General features: G+C 45.0%; 21 protein-coding genes. 4 read left to right on the top strand and 17 right to left on the bottom strand.

Features of this window, described 5'->3' with window-relative positions; all coding sequences use genetic code 11:
* Positions 1 to 20: 20 nt before the first annotated feature.
* A complete protein-coding gene (locus QZZ22_RS02310) occupies positions 21 to 2,048 on the bottom strand; it encodes a cation:proton antiporter (protein WP_292462289.1) in 2,028 nt (675 codons plus the stop codon).
* Between the two features lie 560 nt (positions 2,049 to 2,608).
* Here QZZ22_RS02310 and QZZ22_RS02305 point away from each other — a divergent pair.
* Positions 2,609 to 3,367 carry an ion transporter gene (locus QZZ22_RS02305; protein ID WP_292462288.1) on the top strand — a complete coding sequence of 253 codons (759 nt, stop codon included), beginning with the start codon at positions 2,609 to 2,611 and terminating at the stop codon, positions 3,365 to 3,367.
* 58 nt (positions 3,368 to 3,425) lie between these two features.
* Here QZZ22_RS02305 and QZZ22_RS02300 read toward each other — a convergent pair whose 3' ends face one another.
* Complete coding sequence (locus QZZ22_RS02300; protein ID WP_292462285.1) at positions 3,426 to 4,133, bottom strand: YetF domain-containing protein; 708 nt, start codon at positions 4,131 to 4,133, stop codon at positions 3,426 to 3,428.
* Positions 4,134 to 4,304: 171 nt separating this feature from the next.
* Here QZZ22_RS02300 and QZZ22_RS02295 point away from each other — a divergent pair, with 171 nt between their 5' ends.
* From QZZ22_RS02295 to QZZ22_RS02285, 3 genes are all read left to right on the top strand, one after another.
* Positions 4,305 to 4,565, top strand: a complete 261-nt coding sequence (locus tag QZZ22_RS02295; protein WP_292462284.1) for a DUF2795 domain-containing protein — start codon at positions 4,305 to 4,307, stop codon at positions 4,563 to 4,565.
* Between the two features lie 205 nt (positions 4,566 to 4,770).
* Positions 4,771 to 5,031: a DUF2795 domain-containing protein gene (locus tag QZZ22_RS02290; RefSeq protein ID WP_292462282.1), complete on the top strand. Its 261-nt coding sequence runs from the start codon at positions 4,771 to 4,773 to the stop codon at positions 5,029 to 5,031.
* A gap of 15 nt (positions 5,032 to 5,046) precedes the next feature.
* The gene (locus QZZ22_RS02285) at positions 5,047 to 5,316 is read left to right on the top strand and encodes a DUF2795 domain-containing protein (protein ID WP_342765072.1); all 270 of its coding nucleotides are present in this window, start codon (positions 5,047 to 5,049) and stop codon (positions 5,314 to 5,316) included.
* Between the two features lie 218 nt (positions 5,317 to 5,534).
* On the opposite strand, the gene fpoO is transcribed toward QZZ22_RS02285, so the two are convergent.
* From fpoO to QZZ22_RS02210, 15 genes are all read right to left on the bottom strand, one after another.
* Positions 5,535 to 5,918, bottom strand: a complete 384-nt coding sequence (gene fpoO / locus QZZ22_RS02280) for a F420H2 dehydrogenase subunit FpoO (protein ID WP_292462280.1) — start codon at positions 5,916 to 5,918, stop codon at positions 5,535 to 5,537.
* Positions 5,919 to 7,370 (bottom strand): F(420)H(2) dehydrogenase subunit N, encoded by a 1,452-nt coding sequence (gene fpoN, locus QZZ22_RS02275; protein WP_292462277.1) that lies wholly within the window; start codon positions 7,368 to 7,370, stop codon positions 5,919 to 5,921.
* Between the two features lie 3 nt (positions 7,371 to 7,373).
* Positions 7,374 to 8,855, bottom strand: coding sequence for a F(420)H(2) dehydrogenase subunit M (fpoM, locus tag QZZ22_RS02270; protein WP_292462275.1), 1,482 nt, complete (start codon positions 8,853 to 8,855; stop codon positions 7,374 to 7,376).
* Positions 8,855 to 10,867: a F420H2 dehydrogenase subunit FpoL gene (gene fpoL, locus QZZ22_RS02265; RefSeq protein ID WP_292462273.1), complete on the bottom strand. Its 2,013-nt coding sequence runs from the start codon at positions 10,865 to 10,867 to the stop codon at positions 8,855 to 8,857. The genes fpoM and fpoL overlap by 1 nt, the downstream gene beginning before the upstream one ends.
* Positions 10,868 to 10,871: 4 nt before the next feature.
* Entirely contained in the window at positions 10,872 to 11,174 is a 303-nt protein-coding gene (gene fpoK / locus QZZ22_RS02260; RefSeq protein WP_292462271.1) for a F420H2 dehydrogenase subunit FpoK, read from the bottom strand.
* On the bottom strand, positions 11,171 to 11,473 hold the full coding sequence (gene fpoJ, locus QZZ22_RS02255) for a F420H2 dehydrogenase subunit FpoJ (protein ID WP_292462270.1): 303 nt from the start codon (positions 11,471 to 11,473) through the stop codon (positions 11,171 to 11,173). Before fpoJ ends, fpoK begins: the two co-directional genes overlap by 4 nt.
* Positions 11,463 to 11,741 (bottom strand): NADH-quinone oxidoreductase subunit J, encoded by a 279-nt coding sequence (locus QZZ22_RS02250; RefSeq protein WP_292462268.1) that lies wholly within the window; start codon positions 11,739 to 11,741, stop codon positions 11,463 to 11,465. Before QZZ22_RS02250 ends, fpoJ begins: the two co-directional genes overlap by 11 nt.
* On the bottom strand, positions 11,726 to 12,169 hold the full coding sequence (gene fpoI / locus QZZ22_RS02245) for a F420H2 dehydrogenase subunit FpoI (protein ID WP_292462266.1): 444 nt from the start codon (positions 12,167 to 12,169) through the stop codon (positions 11,726 to 11,728). Before fpoI ends, QZZ22_RS02250 begins: the two co-directional genes overlap by 16 nt.
* A gap of 5 nt (positions 12,170 to 12,174) precedes the next feature.
* Complete coding sequence (gene fpoH / locus QZZ22_RS02240; protein ID WP_292462263.1) at positions 12,175 to 13,200, bottom strand: F420H2 dehydrogenase subunit FpoH; 1,026 nt, start codon at positions 13,198 to 13,200, stop codon at positions 12,175 to 12,177.
* Between the two features lie 5 nt (positions 13,201 to 13,205).
* Positions 13,206 to 14,330 carry a F420H2 dehydrogenase subunit FpoD gene (gene fpoD, locus QZZ22_RS02235; protein ID WP_292462260.1) on the bottom strand — a complete coding sequence of 375 codons (1,125 nt, stop codon included), beginning with the start codon at positions 14,328 to 14,330 and terminating at the stop codon, positions 13,206 to 13,208.
* A 9-nt stretch (positions 14,331 to 14,339) separates the two neighbouring features.
* Positions 14,340 to 14,816: a F420H2 dehydrogenase subunit FpoC gene (gene fpoC / locus QZZ22_RS02230; protein WP_292462258.1), complete on the bottom strand. Its 477-nt coding sequence runs from the start codon at positions 14,814 to 14,816 to the stop codon at positions 14,340 to 14,342.
* A 9-nt stretch (positions 14,817 to 14,825) separates the two neighbouring features.
* The gene (gene fpoB, locus QZZ22_RS02225; RefSeq protein ID WP_015054476.1) at positions 14,826 to 15,353 is read right to left on the bottom strand and encodes a F(420)H(2) dehydrogenase subunit B; all 528 of its coding nucleotides are present in this window, start codon (positions 15,351 to 15,353) and stop codon (positions 14,826 to 14,828) included.
* Positions 15,344 to 15,733, bottom strand: a complete 390-nt coding sequence (fpoA, locus tag QZZ22_RS02220) for a F420H2 dehydrogenase subunit FpoA (RefSeq protein ID WP_292462253.1) — start codon at positions 15,731 to 15,733, stop codon at positions 15,344 to 15,346. The genes fpoB and fpoA overlap by 10 nt, the downstream gene beginning before the upstream one ends.
* A 243-nt stretch (positions 15,734 to 15,976) precedes the next feature.
* Positions 15,977 to 16,390, bottom strand: coding sequence for a hypothetical protein (locus QZZ22_RS02215; protein ID WP_292462251.1), 414 nt, complete (start codon positions 16,388 to 16,390; stop codon positions 15,977 to 15,979).
* Between the two features lie 231 nt (positions 16,391 to 16,621).
* Entirely contained in the window at positions 16,622 to 17,128 is a 507-nt protein-coding gene (locus QZZ22_RS02210; protein WP_292462250.1) for a hypothetical protein, read from the bottom strand.
* Between the last annotated feature and the right edge of the window lie 6 nt (positions 17,129 to 17,134).

Here is a 17,134-nt window from a genome sequence, read left to right as displayed (position 1 = left end):
TACTCATTTAATTCTTCAATTCAAAAGAACTCCATATCATCTGCTCTTTCTTCAGTGGGTGGGTAGGCCATGAGCAAGTTTCCTTCAAAGAAAGAGGAAATCCGCTTTGGTAGTGTCTGTAGCACCGGATGCCAGCCGGGAGTATCTCTTCGGGCATTGGCACTGATAATCAGCTCATCCCTGGACCATTCTCTTGAATGTAGCATGTTGATGAGATCGCTCCAGCTACTAAGACTTTCAAACCTGATGGCAATGTCAGGACTTACTCTTTTGAATATCTTCTCATATATTACGACATCATCTCTTACTACCAATGCTTTTACTGGTGCAGATGTACCTTCAGATACCCTCCTCACTGCATCCACTATTGGATAGAATCCGGCATTGTGGTCGATACCGGTCGGTATTATCATAGTTATCTCTTTTGTATTACAGAGAGGATGCCTTATCAGCGAGACGAGCACCAATTTTTCAGTTCCCCGGAGGAACTGGTCGATAATCGAACCTATCACGCTTTCCTTGGGAGCATGTACGCCATCCCATCCCATCACAACAGTAGATATCCTGTTCTCAAGAACCGCCCTCATTATCCCGGAAGCGATGTTGTAATTGAGGCGTACATGAGTAAGGACCGGCACTTGGGCGCAGGCTGCATAGGTTGTAGTTTCCCGCAGCATTCTTTCAGCCTCTGCAACCTTTTTTTCAGAGTTGCCATCATCGCGTTTTACAACTGAAATTACATGCAATGGCTCATCAGATTTCCTGTCCCGGATCATCAGGGCCAGGTCCAGTAATAGCTGTTTATAGGCAGAGTGTATTGAAAAGGACACCAGCACACGAGGTGCTGCTTCGGCAAGACCATATGTTGCTTGTTCTGCAAGGGAAACCCTCGCTCCATACTTTTCAACGATGTGAGGACTTATTATCGCGATGACAAGAATCATCATTACTACGGCATTTATCATATCATGTCCAAAAAGCCCTGCTTCAAAACCGATAAGAACAATTGCAAGCGCTGCAGCCGCCTGGCCTACTGACAGTCCGAACATGCTCATCACCTGATCATTACCATAACCATAGATCCTGCCGGTTATCCATGCAGCTGCCAGTTTTGTGATGAGCACAAGGCCGATCAGCCACAGTGCCATCATGAGATGGTTCCCTCCTTCTATAAATGCACGTGCATTCACCAGCATGCCCACTGACAGCAGGAAAAAAGGTATGAAGAGCGCATTCCCGACAAACTCGATCCTGTTCATGAGAGGACTGCTGTTTGGGATCAGACGGTTGAGCAAAAGTCCGGCAAAAAATGCGCCGATGATAGGTTCCACACCCGCCACCTCGGCAAAATATGCAATCACAAAGGCAACAGCCAGCACGAAGAGGAACTCGAAGTAACTCTCTTCTGTGAGCTTACTGAAGAACCACCTGGCAATGCGTGGCACAATGAACCAGGAACCTGCAAAGAACAGGCCAAGCCCGGCTCCCAGCTCTATCCAGAAAGACATGTCCAGATTGCCTTCCATAGAAGACACCACCACCGCAAGGACCATGAGTGCCAGAGTGTCGGTAAGTATCGTACCGCCAACAGCTGCCGCGATAGCTTCGTTGTTAACTATACCAAGTCTCTTGATGACGGGATATGCAAGCAGGGTATGTGAGGCAAAAACAGAAGCAAATAGAAGGGCTGCAGGGAAGGAGAGGCCAAATAAATAATACCCAACAAACGTACCTGCTATCTGCGGGATCAGGAATGACAGGATACCAAATACCAGGCTTCTGTCAAGCTTTTCGATGAACTTATTTATGTTTATTTCCAGCCCGGCTATGAACATCAAGTAAACAAGGCCAATTTCCCCAAGAAGTATGATCGTATCGTTACGCTCGAGTATATATAATGCATTGGGTCCGATCAGAGCACCAACTATTATGATACCTACCATCCCCGGCATTCTGAATAACTTCAATAGCAGAGGAGCCACGAGGAAGATAAGCATTGAAAGAGCAAATATAAGAATAGGGTCAGTAATAGGAATTGCCGGGAACATGTTCTATCTTTGGCTGTATCTACCGAATTCGGAAAGGTCATTTAGAAAATCTGGCATAGGCACTATAATTGGGCAGGACCCATTGCCTAATGAAAATTCACTTCCTTCTTTCAACTATATCCAAAGTATAATTTCTAATATAAAAGACTGCTTATGAAATCCAGCCACTTTTCTCAATATTGAGAAGTAATAACTATGGCCTAAATTTAATAGCCCGATTGTATATTCTCTTATTCCTGAAAAATTGTATCCAAATACTATAATGATCGTACATAGCAATGTTTTAGAAAGAAAGATAGTGAACTACCCCGGACTCTAAAGGGTCAGGACTTCCTTCTTGCCAGTTTCTGCTGTTCAGCTTCTAATTTCCTCTGTCATTTTCGATAAAACCTTGGATAATTTGCTTCTCTGTCTTGGTCATCGACATAGAAATGTTACTGCCGATGTAGTTACCAGTGACTCACGTATCACTTGTTCAAAACAGAACTGCTTTTTCCCAATGCTTTTTACAAATGCAGTTCTTGATAGTATTGCATATCATAGATAAAAGAGAATTCCTTATGGATAAAGGACAATTTGACCAGGAACGGGAAGAGATACTTTACCAGATTAATGAAACACTTGATAAGCCTCTGATATTCTTATCCGTTATCTGGCTGATTCTCATAATAATAGATCTGTCTTACGGACTGCCACCTTTCCTGCAAACGCTCAGCAGTGTTATATGGGCAATATTCATAGTTGATTTTATCATAGAACTGTACATTGCCCCCCGGAGAAGAGCTTACCTGAGAAATAACTGGTTATCAGGAATATCACTACTTCTGCCCCCATTGCGCATCCTCAAACTGTTCAGAGCATCCAGGATAATAAAAGTAGTGCGGGTGGGTCAGTCATTTAATCTTGCCCGGCTGATCTCCTCATTTAACAGAAGCCTGAAGGTAGTCAGGAACACTATGAAAAGAAGAGGAATGGGATACGTGATGGCCCTTACAACTCTTATAACTCTGCTTGGAGCAGCGGGAATGTATAGCTTTGAGTATCCCCATTTTGACTCGTACGGAGATGCCCTGTGGTGGACCAGTATGATAATGACCACAATAGGCAGCCAGTACTGGCCAGTGACCAATGAGGGAAGGATACTTACTTTTCTGTTGTCCCTTTATGCTTTTGCCATCTTCGGATATATAACTGCGGCACTTGCAAGTGTTCTTATAGGAAAGGATAAAGAATCACAGTCAAAGGATATGAAAGTATTAAGCCAGGAGATCAAGGACCTCTCTGATAAGCTCAACGGTCTTTTACAGGAAGAGAAATAATAAACCTGTTAAAGCAAGCTGTTCAATAATATGCGTTTACACTGGAAAAAGCCTGTTGTTAAGGTTCAATGAACTCTACCCATTCATTTTCGCGACAATTAGGGAAAGTCTCTCCTTCACTGAATCGTCTTGTTTCTCCTGTACCAAAACATGAATAATAGGCTGACCTGGGCACTTTCGTACCACTCAGATAATGTTTTGGATGTCCGGGAACTTCAAGGGGTATTACTGTTAATCCGGGCTGCTGTTTATCCTTTTCCAGCTTGTAAATACTCAGGCCTCCATCCCTTTCAAGGTATACTTTTTCAAGCTCCCCCATGTGCCTGATACCCTGCTTTCGAAGCATTAGCAGAAGTTCATCTTTTGTTGTGGTTGTCCTGTCGAATCTATCTCTATCGATGATACCATTCTCTATGACCTTTACAGGTGTGCCCTGAGTGATATCTTCATACCTGGAGCTTTTCTTCATCAGAAAATCCTGTATCTGGAAAAGTGCAACAGCAGTCATCATCACAATAGTGCCCCACAGAAGAGATACTTCTGGATAGAACATTGGATCTCCCATTGCAGACCCAAGAGCAATAATGATCAAAAGATCAAAGGGTGTTAACTGCTCCACTGCCCTTCGCCCCAGCAGTCTCATAAAAATGAGGGATACAATGAATATAACCACTGTCCTGAAAGCAACTTCAAGTAGGTAGCCTGCAGGAGTGGAAGCAAAAAGTATACGACCTAAGTCAAAAGGTTCTATGTTCCCAGCTGGCATAGTATTAATTATGCTACTGTTTTTATTTCAGCCATAAGAAACAAATCTAGGAATCATAGTTGCACACTTGAAAGTGAGAGGTGGTGTTTCAACAATTTACCCAAGTACATATTTATACCTGTGTTCAACAATACTATTTGGGGTAGCACCTTTCAAACAGGGGAGTGAAATATGCAAACAAATCCAGCAGCAATTGAGGCAGCACTTAGAGATGCAGGTTATCCGAAAAGGAAAGAAGACATTTTAGACTATGCAAAAAGTCATCATTTTGCAGGAGATATGATGTCAGATCTGCAAGAGATCTCGGACAGGAGGTATGAGAGTTCCAGGGATATCAGAAATGAATTCGATGAAGGGCGAAAGTCTGAATCGGTCAGGGAGTCTTTCAGGGAAGATGAACAGTTTCCAAGAAATGAAAGAGGAACAAAATAGGGTCATAGGTTTATTTAAATCTTTTAGCTGCGATACGTGATATCAATACCCTCTAGCAGAGAAAATATGTTATATTTTATTTTTTATAAAAGTAGTTATTTATGCAATCTACCCACATTTTATTAATGGGGTTTAATTCCTCTAAAGGAGAGGGAAGTGAATATGTAAAAAGTAATGCAGCTGCATAGAAGAAGTATTAAGGGGCATGAACTATCCAATGAGGAAACATGCAATTGTTGACTATGTTAAACTACACAATGCTTCCGATAGTATAATCTCTAATCTGCAGAACACTCCCGATAAAGCATACATGCATTTTGAGGAGATTAGCAAAGAATTTGGATCAAGCGTTTTAAAATTCATTCAACAGGCAATATTCAAAGTAATAGGTATTATTTTTATTGGGACATTAAATTCAAGTATTTATTTATACGCTACAGACATAGTATTAAAGGTAATTCCATAAAAGGGGGAGTGAAATCTGAGAAGCAATCCAACTGCAATACAGGAAGCACTAGAAGACATAGAGTATCCAAAAGCAAAAAAGGATATTCTTGATTATGCAAGGAGCCATAATGCTTCAGAGAATATAGTTTCTGATCTGCAGGATATTCCTGACAAACAATATATGAGTCCCGCAGATATCAAAAGAGCTTTTAGTGAAAGCAGATCTGAGGCAGAAGTCCCGGAAAGACTTGAAGAGGACATTGAAAAGATAGATAGAGACATGGAGAGCTGGAAAAAGCAATAATCCTTAAGAACTTCCAGCAAGTCAAGAAAGCGAGCCATGCCCGCTTTCGATATTCTTTTTTTAGAGTAGCGGAGGTTTTATTCTCCGAGTAAACTGTTTTGATATGACAAAACATGGTTTCCGCATAGTAACAACAGTGTAGTAACCCGTCAAAAAGAAGCCGGAAATGAAGAAAAAGAATCATAGACCGGTATGACACCGGTCTTACTTTACTTGGTTTAGTGGTCCGTATGTTTGGTTGTTATATGTTCATGCGAGTGTGTAGCCTTATCGTGGTCCCATTCTGCTTTGGCCTGCCCTATGGAGGTGAGGCATCTCTTACAGAGATAAGCAGTATCCTTCTCTGAACCCTTGGAAAAAGAGGGCCTGATAATAGGTACATCATACAGGCGCTCAATGGAGCCACACAGTTGACATGTACCGACAGTTCCGCATGTGCCGGTCCTGGCATGCTCCTCGCTTGCTATTATTGCGGCACCTACACATTGGTCGCAAAGACCCTGCCACATGCCCTGAGGATAGGACTGAGCGAACTTAGGTTTGTACACCTTAACAGGGATAAGTGTCGGGAGGGCTACTCCACAGAGATCACAGTCTGCCATTTAAATTCCTCCTGCAAGTAATACTTTTCCAGCTTCCATTGCCCAGTAGATAAAGGGCTCAGGCCAGAAGCCAATCGCAAGCACACCAATTACAGCCACAACAAGGGCAATGGTATATGGAAGCGGTTCTGATACTTTTGTTCCCTCGGTAGGCAGGAAGTACATATATTTCACGATCTTGGCATAATAGAACAATGATATGGCACTGTTAATTATAGCTATGACTGCAAGCCATGCAAACCCTGCCTGGATGGTCGAGGAAAATAAGACAAACTTGCTCATGTAACCTGCTGTAAGCGGTATGCCTGCCAGCGCAAACACAAATATCGTCATGGAGAGCGCAGTGACAGGCATTCTCTGCCCAAGGCCTTTGAAGTTGTCAATATGGTCCGGATCTTTTGTATCCTTGTTCTCAGAGAGCACCATGTAGACGACAGCAGCTGTTGCTATGAAAGCTCCGGCCTTCATGAAGCCGTGAGACAGTGCATAGAGTATGCCACCGCCAAGTGCCATTGGCGTGAGGACAACAAATGCCATTGTGATGTAACCGGCCTGTGCAAGTGAAGAGTATGCAAGCATTCTCTTGACACTTGTCTGGGAAAGGGCCGCTACGTTTCCGAGTGTCATTGTTATGACTGCAAGGACGGCGAATGCTATCTGCCATTGTACCTGGAGTGCTATAAGGGCAACTATGAAAACCTTGAAGGCTGCCACAATACCCATCTTCTTGGATCCCGCTGCGAGCAGGGCAGATACAAGTGAAGGCGCACCCTGATATGTGTCAGGTGCCCACATATGGAAAGGCGCAAGAGCTATCTTGAAACCCATGCCCGCGATCAGAAGCACCACAGCGATGATCCCGATGGGGCTTGCTGCAATAGCTGCTCCACTGTCTGCGATACCAGGTATGCTTGTTGTTCCCGTAACACCATAGAGGAAGGTGATACCAAAGAGCATCAATGCACCTGAGAGGGAACCTATAAGGAAGTACTTCATTGCAGCTTCAAGAGACTGCGGGTTCTTCTTCTCAAAGCCTGCGAGTGCGTAGGTTGAGATACTTGCAAGCTCAAATGCCACGAAAAGCACCATAAGGTCATTGGCGGATGCCACTAGCATCATCCCTATAGTGGCAAATATGGCCAGCACATAGAATTCCTCTACATGAGCACTACCTTCGGTGTACTTGATGGATGCTATGGAAAAGAGCAGAGCCACTACAAGGAACACTATCTTGAAGAACTGTGAGAGAGCGTCAACAGATAACGTATCGTAGAAGGCCAGTGTATTTGTTCCAAGGCTTACTATAGTTAAGTATAGCGCTGCAATGATACCAAGACTTGCAAGGTAACCCAGTACCTTCTTGGAGTCTACAGGAAGGAACAGGCCTATGAGCAGTACAGCCAGGCCTGTGGCAACCATCGTTATTTCAGGTGCAAAAAGCATAAGATCCATTTTTTACACCCCCATGCCGGCCATCAGGCCAATTATATGTTCTGAATTCGTTAACATCATATCAAGCACCGGGCTTGGATTGAGTCCGAAGTACAAGATCAGTATGGCAATAACACCCATTGCGAGTGTCTGGTACCCATTGATATCGACCACGTTACCCAGTTTTTCTTTGTAGACACCAAACATAGCCCTTTGAAGAGCCCACAGGTGGTATGCTGCAGTTATGACTATTGCCATCAATGCGATCACCACATAGCCCTGCAGGTTCACAAAGCTGCCTGCAAGCACAGAGAACTCGGCGATAAAACCGGTTAGTCCCGGAAGTCCCAGTGATGCCATGAATGTAAGCACCATGATGACAGCCAGTTTTGGCATTCTCTGTGCAAGACCTCCAAGCTCGTTGATGATCCTTGTGCCTGTAGCCTTATTGATAACACCGCATGACATGAACATTATGCTCATGATCAGTCCGTGGGAAAACTGCTGGAACATCGCACCTGAAACGGAGAGAGACACAAGACCGGCTGCACCCAATGTGACATAGCCCATGTGGCTAAGGCTTGAGTAAGCAACCATCCTCTTGAGATCCTTCTGCGCGAGCGCAAGGAAAGCGCCATACAGGATGCTGACTGCACCAAGAGCTCCCATTATCGTTATCATCAGGTTTGGTGATGCTGTGAATGGTAGCAGTGGAAGCATTATCTTGAAGATACCGTATCCTCCGATCTTAAGCAGTACAAAGAGCACGCTTCCTGCGGTAGGCGCTTCTGTGTATGCATCCGGTAGCCAGGAATGGAACGGGAACACTGGCAGCTTGACTATGAAACCAAACAGCAGTGCAAGGAATATCAGGTCCCTTGTAATCCCGGATTCTATGAACTGGAACTGAGCGAGCAGGTGCGGAATGCTAAGGCTCGGTGTTCCGGTTGTTTCCCATGCTGCAAAGTACAGGCCGAATATGCCCAGAAGCATTACAAGTGATGCTACATGGGTGTAGATGAAGAACTTGATCGAAGCGTAGTGTTTCTTTGGACCGCCCCATATACTCACCATGAAGAAGAGCGGTATAAGTGTCAGTTCCCAGAATACGTAGAACAGGAAGAAGTCCAGTGCACAGAACACACCAAGAACAGCACCCTGTGTTATCAGTATGAGGGAATAGAACCTGTTAGGTGCTTTCCTGTCGTCATTCCATGTGAAGAGAATGAGCAGCGGCATAACTATTGCATTGAGAAGTATCAATGGAAGGGATATTCCATCAATTCCCAGGTGGTAGCTTATGCCCAGGGAAGGTACCCATGAGTAAAATTCTTCGAATTGCGTTGCGGCTGTCGTACTATCAAAATTGAAGTACGTGTATATTGTGAGCAACAGGACAGATACAGTGGCAACCAGGGCCATTGCTCTTGCCTGTTCTCTTGTTTTTGTGAGTAGTGTCAATACTGCGAATATCAGAGGTATGAGCACTATCAGTGATAATAACATCAGAGTACCTCCATGACCACTGTAATAAGAATTACGAGGAGGCTTACTCCTGTAATTACGACCATTGCATAGTTTTGTACAACGCCCGTCTGTAGCTGGCGCAGAGCGTCACCTGTATCCATAGTGACGTCGCCGATCCAGTTGACGACCCAGTCAAACCCTGTGTCAACAGCACGTCCTGCAAAAGCGAGTCCCTCATAGACAACCTTTACTGAAAGGAAGTTTGTGAGGATAGCGTTCTGGTAGTACCTGTTGTAGAGGAGTTTGTAGATGGGGTTGTTCCTCGAGACGAGCTTGTCCATGTTGACGACCTTCAGGCCATATATCAGGTAGGCAATGAGCAAACCTGCAACTCCGACAATCACAGGAAGCCAGAGTATTATGAGTGGCTCATGTCCGGCATGTGATGCAAGGTGGTATCCTCCAAGTTCTGCAAGCCCCGGGATGTCCATATGTACAAAATTGTTGACGAAGGTCTCGCTGACAAAAGTGTTGAACCTTTCCATGGTAAGAGCACCGAATACCAGTGCAAGGATCGCAAGTATGGAAAGAGGGATAGTCATGGAGACATGGGCCTCATGACCGCCGTATGCAGTGCGTGGCTTGCCGAAGAAGGTCATGAAGATCAACCTGAAGATATAGATAGACGTCAGCAGGGCTGCTGCAATTGAAAGTGCATACAACGCCCAGCCACCACCATTCTCACCGAAGAGATATGCTGCCTCTATGATAGCATCCTTACTGAAAAAGCCACTGAAACCAATGGAGGTGTCCGGGATACCAATGCCGGCAAGTGCCAGGGCTCCAATGATCATCGTTGCTGCTGTTATCGGCATTACTTTTGCAACGCCTCCGAGCTGCCTCATATCGTGGGTTCCCACTGCGTGGATCACACTGCCTGCACACAGGAAGAGCAGAGCTTTGAAGAATGCGTGGTTGATGAGGTGGAACATTGAAATGCCTACGGCCTCAGCGCCTATGGCCGCACCCACACCAAGTCCCAGCATCATGTACCCAAGCTGGCTTATAGTGGAATACGCAAGCACACGCTTCATGTCGTTCATAACGAGACCCATGGTTGCTGCGAAAATAGCTGTGAAAGCACCCAGGTAGGCTACTACCATAAGTGAGTCTGGAGCTGCCATGAACATAGGAAATGTCCTTGCAACCAGATAGACACCAGCTGTAACCATGGTCGCAGCGTGTATGAGGGCCGAAACTGTTGTCGGACCTTCCATTGCATCAGGAAGCCATACATGCAAGGGGAACTGCCCGGACTTACCGATCGCACCGCCAAAGAACAGCAGTGTTATCAGAGTTAAGTGGTTCACCTGGAATCCGAGAACAGGCGTACTCATTGCAGCAAGCTGCGGGATCTGACTGAAGATCTCATCGAACTTCAGTATGAATACACCTTCAGGAATGGAACCGTTGTATAACCGGAACAGGTCAGAGAAAAGCACAACGATACCTGCAAGGAACATCACATCGCCTATCCTGGTGGTCAGGAAAGCCTTCTTGGCTGCACTTGCAGCTGCAGGTTTCTGATACCAGAACCCGATAAGCAGGTATGAGCACAGGCCCACAAGTTCCCATGATATGAAGAGCTGCAGGATGTTATCTGAAATGATCAGGCTCAGCATTGAAGCCGTGAACAGTGAAGTCTCTGCAAAGTACCTGTATTGGGCTCTGTCATGTGACATATAACCTGTTGAATAGATGTGGATGAGCAGGCTGACAAATGTAACCATTGTCAGCATGACCGCAGCAAGCGGGTCCACAAGTATTCCGAGGTTAAGCATTGCAAACCAGGTAACTGACTGGTTTATCACCTGCTCAGGATTCTGAAGCAGGCCTAATGTGATCAATAGGGAGATAACGAAAGATGTAGCAATTGCTACGATAGGTATGATCGCACCGCCATTTGGCAGCTTCTTCCCAAGGAAGAAGGTGAGCACAAAAGCCAGTGCGGGTAAGAGTGGTATTAGGAACGCATAATCGCCTACTGCCATTTTTTTACCACCTCAGGATGTTTATTTTATCAAGATCGATCATGTCCTTCATTCTAAAGATGGACATCAGTATGGCAAAGCCTACTACAGCCTCTGCAGCCGCCAGTGCGATCACATACAGAACAAATACCTGTCCCGTAAGGTTCCCATGGTAGCTTGAGAATGCCACAAGGTTGATGTTTGCAGAGTTTAACATGAGTTCCACACACATCAGCATCCTGACTCCATTGCGCTGTGTCATGAAGCCGTAAAGGCCTATTGAGAATATGACAACAGAAAGTCCAATGTAGAGTTCGACAGGGATCATTTGCCAGCCTCCCCTTTTGCAATATAGATAGCACCGATCATTGCTGAAAGCAGCACGATGGAAAGTATCTCAAAAGGTACGACAAACTGAGTGAATATCAACAGTCCGATACCTTCAATATTACTCGGGTCTTCCAGGTTCTGCGGCAACTGATCAACTATGGGCCAGCTGGTCCCGATGACAGAGACCATCACAATAGCCAGGAACAGGAATGCAACGATCATTCCCAGAATACGTGGCTTGAAGTACCTGTATACTGAAGTGATGATCTGCATTATTGTAAACTGTTTATTCAGCATCTGTACCAAACTCCTTTTTCGTGAGCATCACAGCAAACAGTATGAGTACTCCAATAGCTCCTATATAGACCAGCACCTGGACGACACCAAGGAACTGGGCATTGAGCAGGATGTACAGACCTGCAATGACGAACATAGCAAATACTAAAGACAGTGCCGCTCTGACAACATCCTTTGCGGTCACTACGAACAACGAGAACATGATTGCTGCCATTGCCAGTATTGCAAAGACAGCCAGATGTAGTATCGTGCCTATTGAGGTGTCCATCTGCTCACCTCCTTGCCTGCTTCTTTCTCAGCATTGATATCAACTTCTCTTGCCAGCATATCAGGCGTAAAGAGGAGGTCACAGTGATCGTAGCGGATTATACCTGTCAGGTACACCTTGCTGTTTTCCAATGCCTCTTGAGGACACTGGTCAATACAGAGACCACAGAAGAGACAGTGTCCGATATCTATTGAAGGGAACCATCTCTTTTTGTCACTTGTGGGACTTACTCTAGCCTTTACGATTTTTATAGCATTATTCGGACATGTGTTTGCACATATTCCACAGCCTATGCATTTGCTTTTATCAAGCTTCTGCAGACCTCTGAACCTGTCTGAAAGTTTTGTGGGTACTTCCGGACACATCCTTGTTACCGTGGGGCCGAAATAGATGTTCTTAACGGCTCTAATGATATTCTTGATAACCATTTTTTTCACACTCCCAGCAGTCCAAGTGCAATTACCCATCCCAGGTTGAGAAGGGCTAAGGGGAGCAGCTTTTTCCAGCTAATGTCTACTACCTGGTCGATCCTGAACCTTGGGACAGCCCACCTGAGCATTATGATGAACAACATCACCAGAATAACCTTCAGCAGGAAGAAAACCGTCGGAAGGATTATTCCAAGGATAGTGTTGGAAGTCAACACTGCAGGCAAGTTCCAGCCGCCAAGGAAAAGCAGCACAACAAGCATTGAACCCAGGATAAGGTGGATGTATTCTGCAAAGAATCCAAGACCGAATCTCATACCAGTGTACTCAGTGATCCATCCTGCAATGAGCTCTTCCTCGGACTCGTTCTGGTCAAAGGGAAGACGTCCCATGTCAGCCATAAGTGCAATGAAGAACACGATAAATCCGATGGGCTGCTTGAAAACAAACCACAGAGGGTGCTGAGCCTGCGCTATTTCCACGATGTTCAGTGAACCTGCCATGATAGCGACACTGACGATACTGATACCCAGCGGAACCTCGTATCCGATCATACGTGCAAAATTCCTGAATGCACCAAGAAGGGAATACTTATTGTTGGAACTATATGCAACCATGAAGATACCGATGATGGAGATAGCAGATACAGCTTCGATGTACAATATGCTGATGTCCATCTCGGTAGCAGCTATCGGATAAGTGTTACCATTGATGATTATCGCGCCAAAAGGAATAGCAACAAGCACAAGGAAGACAGAACCCATCATCATAATAGGTGCTGCAACGAAAAGCAAACGGTCCGCGTTTTTGGGTATAATGTCTTCTTTAGTGAACAGCTTGATGGCATCTGCCACCAGTTGCAGTAATCCGTGAGGACCTGTCCTCATCGGACCATATCTCTGCTGGATGTCGGCTGATAATTTACGCTCGAACCAGACAGCGGCCATAGCACCAAGGAATATGGCACTCATCAGGCAAATGCCGATAATACCTCTTACAAGAGGATTGAATAGGATTTCCGGTAATTCCATAGTGCTCACCTGTCAACCTCACTTGTACATGTGTCCATACTTCCGGCAATTGCCACGATGTCGGCGACCTTGACTCCCTTGATCAGAGGGGGCAGTCCCTGTAAAGTGGGGTATACCGGACCTCTGATCTTCACCCGGTAAGGTTTGTCAGAACCGTCAGATATCATGTAGAATCCCATTTCGCCTCTTGGATCCTCCACACGGTGAAACACCTCTCCGGCAGGCACTCTCATAACCGGTGTCCTGCGGCCATAGGCTGTTCCCTCCGGGAATAAGGGTCCATCGGGAATCTGATCAAGGCACTGTTCAATGATGTACATGCTCTCACGCATCTCATCGAGACGTACCTGCACTCTTGCGTAGACATCACCAGCTTTCTGAACGCATACCTTGAAATCCAGGTCAGGATATACAAGATAGGGTTCATCCCTGCGTATGTCAAAAGCAACCCCTGTTGCTCTTAGAGGCGGACCGGAAACTCCGATATCCTTTGCCACTTCCGCAGTAAGCACACCGATACCCACTGTCCTTGATTTGTAAATCTCATCCGAACTATACAATTCTTCGTAGGAATCGACAGCTTTCCTCAGGCTCGCGAAAACACGCTTCACATCATCCTTGAACCCTTCGGGCAGGTCGTCCTTCACACCGCCAAAGCGCAGGAAACTATGTGTTACACGTGCCCCGGTAACAGAGTCCATCAAAGTCATTACATCTTCTCGGTCCCTGATCGTGTACATGAACATGCTCACAAAACCAACAAAGGAAGCATACTCTCCCATGCCGAGCAGATGACTCTGTATCCTGGAAAGCTCTTCCATTATAACACGAATATACTGTGCTCTCGGAGGTACTTCGATACCTGCAAGTTTCTCAACACATCCAACGTACGCTTCCTCGTTAGTTAATGCCGCAAGGTAGCATATCCTGTCAACAATTGTTATGCCCTGGAGGTATGTCTTGTTTTCAAGTATCTTTTCGATCCCTTTATGGATCCAGCCCATCTCCACCTCAGAATCCACAACCGTCTCACCCCTCAGTTTAGCGTTAAGCCTGAATGGCCCAGGCATCATGGGGTGCTGCGGTCCAAGGTGTACTATCATTTCAGAAGGTCCAACTTTTTCGTCCATAATAAATCCTCACACCAGGTTCTTAGCTGCTTTATTTGGGAAGCCTTTATAGTCTTTCCTGAGAGGCCATTCGCCAAGCATATCTTCCGGAAGCACAAGAGGCTTCAGGTCCGGGTGATTAAGGTACTTCACACCGAACAGTTCGTATGTCTCTCTCTCATACCAGTTGGCATTCCAGAAGACAGGTACAACAGACTCTATCTCTGGATTGTCTCTTGGAAGGATTGCCTTTAGGGTAAGTACTACCGAATGATCATAAGAGCCTATAATGTATACAACTTCAATCTCATTCCTGCCGGGGTAATCAACGCCGAATTCACAGCAAAGATGCCCGAAAGACAGGTTTTCCTTAAGATATTTGCATACATCCGTTACGATTTCAGGCTTTACCTTGGCAATGATCCTTATCTTGGATTCCACTTTTGTATCATAGATAGCATCCGGGAACTGGGTTGAAAGTGAATCTATCATTGTATTAGCATCCATTGAATCACCTCAATACTCCGTGCCTCTATCCTGCTTTGCTTCGATCTTTTTCTGCAGCTCAAAGAACGCCTGGATCAAGGCTTCACACCTTGGAGGACAACCTGGCACGAAAACATCGACCGGGAAGATCTCGTCTACATTCTGCCGGGTGCTGTAAGATTCGTAGAAAGGGCCTCCACTGATGGCACAATCCCCAAAGGCTATGACCCATTTTGGTGAAGGCATCTGGTCCCATATCTTCTTCAATGCTGGCAGATATTTCTTAGTTACATACCCGCTGATAATGAGCACATCTGCATGCCTTGGAGAGTTCCTTGGGATTATACCAAAGCGATCGGTATCATAATGTGCCATACCTGTGGAGAGCAACTCTACACCACAGCATCCCATTGCGTTCACCATGAACCATAGTGAATTCTTCCTGCCCCAGTTGAGAACATCCTGAGCCTTAGTAGTCTTCAGGAAGTCGCTGATCGCGTTACGGTCAGTCAGTATTACACCGGGGACTTCCTCATAATCGGATTGCTCTACTGCCACTTGAGTGCCTCCTTCTTCAACAGGTACACATAACCAAACAATACTACAAAAATAAAGACCAGCATTTCAACGGTTGCTATCTCAGTGATTCCGTGACCCTGGAAGATCATGGCCCACGGATAAAGGAACAGGACTTCTATATCAAATAAAACAAAAGCAATTGCATAAAGATAATATTCGACATTGAACTGTATCCTTGCATCCCCGATAGGAACGGAACCAGCCTCGTAGGTATCGTATTTTGCCGCCGCTTTGCTCCTTGGACTTAAAGATTTAACAAGGAACATAGTCAGAGGAGGCATCATGAGTGCTACAACAAGGATGATTGCAACCGGTATGTAACTGTATATTATGTTACTTATATCGATTATTCCAGACATAACGATTCTCCTGATAGTTATTACGTAGAGATATTATAGGTATAAAACACCTTCCGTGTGATTTTTTCTATATGCGTATATTGACAACCTTAATGAAACAAAACATATCTGTTGACATATTTTTCAATAGACCGAGTTGACTACTACTTGATAATAATTCATCATATTTAAATTGTGGCAATTCAGGTTCTAGGGCTTCAAAGAGCCACTCCCGGAAAAGCCGAACTTTTATGGTGACCGTTTTCAAGTCGTCCCGACAAAGGAAATATTTATGGAAGTATTTACAAAAAACAACTTGAAAAAAAAGAGGAAACGCCGATATGGAATACTACGGCCATAAGAATAGAATATAAACATAAAACCCTCTGTAATCATGTGTGTTTCCGATGGACAACAACATCGAAAATCGACAGTGTCGGTGTTGTCTTCACTGCCTCGAATATATGCACATCCGTCGGGCTTGACACTTGAAGAGCGCATTCTTTCCAATGATTCACGACTGATCCCGACAGTGATGATTTGGAGTACTCTGGTACCTAGTGTGTCACGGACCAGAAATATCTCGATGATATCGGAGGGAATCTGCGCTGTCCTTTCCCGATAGACACGCTCAAGATCGCTGGCCCTGTCTTTGATGCTTTCCAGATTCTGCTGCAATTTTTATCATTCATTTCTCCTATTTAATAAGTGAAAGAACGATGTAAAATACTGAAGTTAATTCTCGAAAAAATAGGTTTTTCAGAAAGCAGTGCTTGAACTGTAACCAGAGTTGGAAAATGCAAAATCAGGCTGCAACACCATGCAATTTTCAGAGAGAAGAGTAAAAAAGAAAAAGGGAATAACCTTGTGGCAAGTAAGGTTATTGCCAGGATTCGGACAAGGTGCGACTCAGGCCTGTTTTGGGGAGTAGTATTTCTTGATCACAGTATCACAATTAGAACATGAGACCACAAGCCACTCACCAATGTTATGCCGAACGTACTTTTCAAATATCGACGAACCGCATGACGGACAGACATAGTATTCTTTAAAATAATAATGATAAAACTCAGGCTTCTTTGCAAGCCAGTCGAGGACCTTCTGCATATACTCAAAGTAGCGCTGTCTGGAAGGATGGCCGGTATTGCTTTGCATGGCATCCGGAATCCTGCTACTGATATCCATTGTGTACTGGCCGGATCTTTTTGTGAGTTTCTTATAATCCGAGATGTATCTGGTCGTGCGGTCAAGGTAACTCAGGTAGCCTTCGTGAGCCTTTGGCTCGCTTCTCCATATAGTCCTTACAAAATACTCGCCCATGACATCTTCCATGACATCGGCACATGAAGTGCATATATCGTAACCTGCATAATGCCTGGCATCCTGCATATCACCACATATAAGACAGGTGTTCATACTCTG

Origin of the sequence: Methanolobus sp., from assembly GCF_016278365.1 — an archaeon.
Classification (GTDB): Archaea; Halobacteriota; Methanosarcinia; order Methanosarcinales; family Methanosarcinaceae; genus Methanolobus.
Note: the sequence above shows the minus strand (reverse complement) of the source record. Positions and strands in the feature narration are given on the sequence as shown.